The following is a 5201-nucleotide window of genomic DNA, read 5'->3' as shown; positions in this document are numbered from 1 at the left end:
TACAAAACCCTCAAGGCGATGGCCCAGTGTGGCGACGCGCCTCCGGATCGTGGTAGCCGCCAGCACATGCTCCAGCGGTAACACCTCCTCCAGTACCCGGACGGTGAGCCCATACGACATCAACGCGGCAAACCTGGCCTCGAGATACTGCAGTTCGGGACTCGTCCGCTCACGCAGGCAACTGGCCAGCGGGCTGAAGGATCGGTGCGCGCTTCCGGAACACCGGCATTGGTACAGCCGCGGGCTGTCAAACGATAGCCGGCCAAACACCGAGCGGTAGACCAGGCGATGGTGGCCCTTGACGGTCAGACGGGAGCCGCAGTTCGGGCACATGCTCAGCCTCGCAATCGCTTCAGCGGCCTGCGCGTCAATCATCGAGCGCTGCAGCCGGCCCAGCAGCGCCTTCGCCTCCTCAAGATGCAGGCCGAGTGAGCCCGCATCGAAACTTTCCCGTTGGAAATGGGCAATCTCCGTGACGCTCGCCTGCTCGTCGACTTCCGTCTGAACCACAATCTGCACGCTGATCTGCATGGCAGCCTCCCGCCCGGCACGTCGCTTGGGTAGTCAGCTTACAGCGCCAACGTGTGCAGCCGTTCATTCGCCGCTCGACGGTCGAAACGCCGATCCAACCAGAAGAGCCATTCATCGGCCTCAACGCGCAGAGTATTCACCTCGATCGGGTTTTCGCGCAGCGTCTCGAGCCACTCGAAAAACTCGAACTCGCCATACTCTTCCAGGGCCGTCATGTATCTCTCGGGACCTCCGGTGTCTTCGGGCGGACAACGCCCGGAGCCCGCGACACAGCGTGGTAGTGGCCTTGACCGCTGGTTGCACGTTCGCCGCTCGACGCGCACGTCATGTAACCACCACGCGGTGAAGTCGTACAGGTAGGCAAAGCGCTCATGTACGTGCAGGCCAAACGCCGCGAAGGACAGGCTGTCTGGGCCGTCGAAGAATTGCAACGCGCCGTCGCGATGTCCGCCGTAACGCCATCCGCGGATGACAAACCGGTGCAGGTGTTCGTCGTTCCAACCCATGGCGAGCTGCATCACCTGATGCAGCCGCGCAATCGTGATCTGCTCGGGAATCAGGAGTCGCCGCCAGACCGGCGGGCTGACGCCGCGTAGACTGATTCGCAACTGGAGAACGGAAGTCGCTTCGGAAGGGCTGGTGTCCATCGAGACACTATAGACACATCCTTCGGTCATATTCGCAGACCCGATTCCAGCCCCCGCTTTGGCGCGGTCTCGCCTCGCACCGGTCGGCCACGTCCCTGACACCAGAACTGAGTCCATCGAGGACTACAGACCCCGTCGCCGGACGCTCGACTAGCTTACCTGGCACGAAGGCGGCACCATCATCGCGTCGCGGGCATGTCCCGTGGAACTCTTCCGGCGATTTGATAAGGTCAGCACTCAATGACTGGGGACTTAGGGTTTCGTTTTTCATGAGTATCCTTCCGGCGGGTTGTTTCGTGAACGCGCCTAATCTTGCGTATTCAAAGACATTGTGGCGATCTGTTGTGGAATTTGTGGCCTGAGTCGATTCCCGCTCGGAATAGGTGCGACGGCTCTCGTCATCTGTCAGATGCGGTGAGCGGATGGCTGCTGTCGCGTTCATCCGAATCGAGGCCACGGCTTTCCGGTCTCAGCCACTTGTGCGATAAGTTGCTGTTTTCGTTTCCAAGTCGCTTTCATGGGGCAGTCAATGTATCGTGTAACGCCGCGCGAAATCTTTGCACCGCGGGCGACATGTACGTTTTCCTGCGATAGAAAAGCCTGAGTCTGCTTTCGAATAGCGCTGTCTCGTAGGGAAGGGCAACAAGATCCCGGCCTGGGTAGGTCTGGAGCATTTGATCGGTCAGCATCGTGATCAAATCGCTATTGCGAAGCAGGGACGTCAGGAGCGAGATCGACGCGTCGGTTTCGACGACAACCTGCGGGGGCGCAAGTCCATGCTCCTCAAAATACCGATTGACGATCTGGCGCAGGCCGTGACCTGGCAGCGGCAGCAGCCACTTTGCCGATTGGAGCATGCTCGGGTCGCCATTTGCAGCGGTCAACGGATGGCCTCGTCGGGCTACGATCTGGTAGCGCTGCCGTCCGAAGTCGTCCGATTGGAGTTCATCCGGTTCAGTATCAGGCATGAAGCAAAGAGCCAGATCCAGTTGCCCATCCTTCAGTTCGTCGAACAGAAGTGCCGAGACCTGTACAGAGAGTCGAAAGGAGATCGCGTTCTCGCGCGTTGTATAGCGCGCCACGATCGGCATGAGTGCAGACTCCAGAAGAGCCGGAACCACACCGATGCGGATCTTGCCGGCAGAGGCGGACTTTTCCGCTGCCATTTCGGCATAGGTTTGCGCGACCGACGCTCTTATGTCGGCGGCCCGCTGCGTTGGCCGAGCAACCATCTACAAGCATGTTGGCGCTGTCGCGCCGCAGGTCAGCGGCGTAGCGGCTCTCCCATTGCACCGGGTGCAGAGCCCGACAAAAGCTCGCTGTGAGGCAGGCTTAAATCCATGCTGGTTTGCGCAGCTCACAAGGTTCTTCCGAAGGATTGCTCAGTGTTGCCGGCTTACTGCGGTCGGCGCCGCGCGGGTAACGGCCGCGGTCGTGGCGGGCGGTATTCGCTATAGGCCGAATGCGTGAATCTTGTGATCGCTGCCGCCAGCAACGAACAGTTGTCCGTTCACGACGGTCGGCGATGCGAAGATGCCTCCGGTGATCCGGTCAACCGGCGCAAGGCTATCGGTGCTCCAGAGTATGTTTCCGGTTGTTGCGTCCAAGGCCAACACCTGGCTTGCGACGCCATCGGCGTAGTACACAACGCCGTTTGCGACAATGGGCGAAATGGCCGGGTTGTTCGTCGTCGCGTTTGCGCCGACCGGCTGCTGCCAGACAACGCTGACGGAACAGTTGCTGCCGACGGCCAGCGCGAGGAGCCCGTGGTTGTTGAACCCGACGGGTGAGTCGGAGGGCGCCACGATGTAAAGCTGGTTCAACACCGGATCGAACGCAGGCTGGCCGATGTTGACGCCGGCACTCGAACTCTTGGCAATCGCCAACGTCTGGATGGGCCCCGACTGCTGGATGGTGGCCCGGTTATAGATGAACAGGTTGCCGCTCTTTTGGTAGGCCGCGAGCATCGTTGGGCAGCCGGGACGCTGGAACAGCACCGCCGTCGCACCGAAGTCCACGTCTGGCACAGCGGCGGTGGGAGCGAGCGGCGAGTTGGACGCGGCCGCCGCCAGCGTGGGGGTGAGCTTGACGACGTGTTCTGCGAAGCCGGCATTTTCCGGATTGGCGAAAGCGTTTCCCGTCAGCGCGTAGACGACCGTCCCGTCAGGCGGGATAGATACGCCTCCCGCACCCCAGATCCCGCCCCCTTCCGGCCCGTTCGCCCCAGTCGGGTACCAGCGTTCCAGAATCGTCGGCGGGGTGCTGGTCGATACGTGGACGACCTGTCCGTGGTACGGTCGGATATCGCAGGGGTTGCCGGCCGTCGCGACGTATAGTGAGGTGCCGATGATCGCAGGGCTGCCGTAGACGAACGTCCTCGGCCAGAAATTCGCCGCGTCGGGAATAGGCAGGTTGAAGCCGGGCGTATCCGCGCCGGTTGCGAGGTCGTATGCGTGCAGGTAGCCTCTGCCGCTCACGATATATAGCCGGTTGGTGGAACGGTCGATGGTGGGAGTCCCGATGAAACCGGCGTTGCCGCCCGACAAGGCCAAGTCCTCGCAGTTGGTTTGCACGGGAGGCACGCTTTGTTGCCAGATGATGGCCCCGGTGGAAGCGTCCAGCGCGAACGTGGTCCCCAGCAGAGTCGCCGCATAGACGACATCGGTCAACTTGCCGTTGATGTTCACGCCTGCAGCCAATGTCGGCTGAGTCAGGACGGCGCCGCCAAGATCCGTCGCCCAGTGCGTCACCAAGCCCTTGCGCACAGTGGTCGGGCTAAGCACAGTCTCGACGGGATTGTTCCCGGTCCGCTGCATGTCCATGCCGAACGTAGGCCAGTCGGTCGCCGTGAAGGACGAGGCAGCCGCTGCTCCGGGTGTCCGGGCTCGTGTCGCGGCGCTCACAGCCGCAGGCGCCTGGTATGGCGCGTTCGCCGTCAGCGTCGGACCCTGACTGCCAGGGACGCTCGGCGGAAGGTGGCCGTTCACGAAATTCTGCTGGCTCACCGGCGATCCATCGAGCGCACTGGCGGGCGGCATGTTCGGTGTGGCGGACGACCCCGAGGGGCCATGAGGCGGCATGGGAGAGGTTTGCGCGAGAGCGCTTGAGCCGGCAAAAAAGGCGAGAATCACAGTGGCGACCCGCTCAACCTTCTCGAGACTGGCGCGTGCCTTGGTCATGGAGACACCTTCGGGGACGTCGAGTTGGCGCGCTTGTCGTGTGAAGACGGGACACCGACGGCTTCTAGCCGTAGCACCCTTGTTTAAGACCCTCTTCAGCGTGCGGGTGGCCGTGGCGTTACAGACAGGAAGAGCCCAGGAAGAGCTCGAGAAGGACGGTACGCCAACTCATGTATTCTAGTAGTCAGTCCTGCGCAATTCAACCGCGCATCGGCTGGCCGGCGGACACGAAGCTGTACATGTGCCACGACTACCAGCCCGGCGGGCGGCCTTTGCAGTTTGTCGGCACGGTAGCCGAGGAACGCGAACACAACGTCCATGTACGCAACGGTATCGACGAGGAATCCTTCGTTGCGATGCGCACCGCGCGCGACGCGACGCTCAACATGCCGGTGCTGATGCTGCCGTCAGTCCAGGTCAACATGCGCGCCGGACATATGCCCGATCCGGAAGATAACGGAGTGTCGTATCCCAAGATTCCCCTCAACGCAATCTGAGCAGGTGGACGTAGTGAGTAGAAGCAACAGGAGAAGTCGATGGACATCAAGAAACTGGCGTGGGCAATTTAGTGGGTAGCGATGACAGGTTGAGTCACCTCTACGGGGTCGAAATCTCTGCGTTCCCCGACGGACGGAATCGTTCTGCCAGGTGTTCATCGCCGTTCCACGTAACTGATAGAGGTAAGTTGATAACTATCAGCCCGCACCCGTGCGGGTTTCGTCGACGAAGTTCTCCGTTGCATCGTCGAGCTTGCGGCTCTTGCGTCCAGCCGGCCCGTGCACGTACAGCACCTTGACATCAGCGTGCTCGGTCGGCGCGGCAGGCGGCGTCATCGAATACCGGA

General features: G+C 61.5%; 3 protein-coding genes and 2 pseudogenes. 1 reads left to right on the top strand and 4 read right to left on the bottom strand.

Features of this window, described 5'->3' with window-relative positions; translation table 11 throughout:
- The 4 genes and pseudogenes from P0D89_RS50795 to P0D89_RS50780 all read right to left on the bottom strand — a co-directional run.
- Positions 1-531, bottom strand: a pseudogene (locus tag P0D89_RS50795) (ISKra4-like element ISBte1 family transposase); the annotation flags it as partial.
- Positions 532-569: 38 nt separating this feature from the next.
- Positions 570-1178 carry a plasmid pRiA4b ORF-3 family protein gene (locus P0D89_RS50790; protein ID WP_408366936.1) on the bottom strand — a complete coding sequence of 203 codons (609 nt, stop codon included), beginning with the start codon at positions 1176-1178 and terminating at the stop codon, positions 570-572.
- 515 nt (positions 1179-1693) lie between these two features.
- Complete coding sequence (locus P0D89_RS50785; RefSeq protein WP_408366938.1) at positions 1694-2344, bottom strand: LysR substrate-binding domain-containing protein; 651 nt, start codon at positions 2342-2344, stop codon at positions 1694-1696.
- 285 nt (positions 2345-2629) lie between these two features.
- A complete protein-coding gene (locus P0D89_RS50780; protein ID WP_408379303.1) occupies positions 2630-4357 on the bottom strand; it encodes an outer membrane protein assembly factor BamB family protein in 1728 nt (575 codons plus the stop codon).
- A 218-nt stretch (positions 4358-4575) separates the two neighbouring features.
- Here P0D89_RS50780 and P0D89_RS50775 point away from each other — a divergent pair.
- Positions 4576-4854: pseudogene (locus tag P0D89_RS50775) on the top strand (MBL fold metallo-hydrolase); the annotation flags it as partial.
- Between the last annotated feature and the right edge of the window lie 347 nt (positions 4855-5201).

The organism is Paraburkholderia sp. RL18-085-BIA-A, assembly GCF_046027075.1.
Lineage (GTDB): Bacteria > Pseudomonadota > Gammaproteobacteria > Burkholderiales > Burkholderiaceae > Paraburkholderia.
Note: the sequence above shows the minus strand (reverse complement) of the source record. Positions and strands in the feature narration are given on the sequence as shown.

Bases quoted from the DNA above. Each gene is read 5' to 3' on its own strand.
- P0D89_RS50790 (WP_408366936.1), bottom strand. From the start codon at position 1,178: ATGGACACCAGCCCTTCCGAAGCGACTTCCGTTCTCCAGTTGCGAATC.
- P0D89_RS50780 (WP_408379303.1), bottom strand. From the start codon at position 4,357: ATGACCAAGGCACGCGCCAGTCTCGAGAAGGTTGAGCGGGTCGCCACT.
- P0D89_RS50785 (WP_408366938.1), bottom strand. From the start codon at position 2,344: ATGGCAGCGGAAAAGTCCGCCTCTGCCGGCAAGATCCGCATCGGTGTG.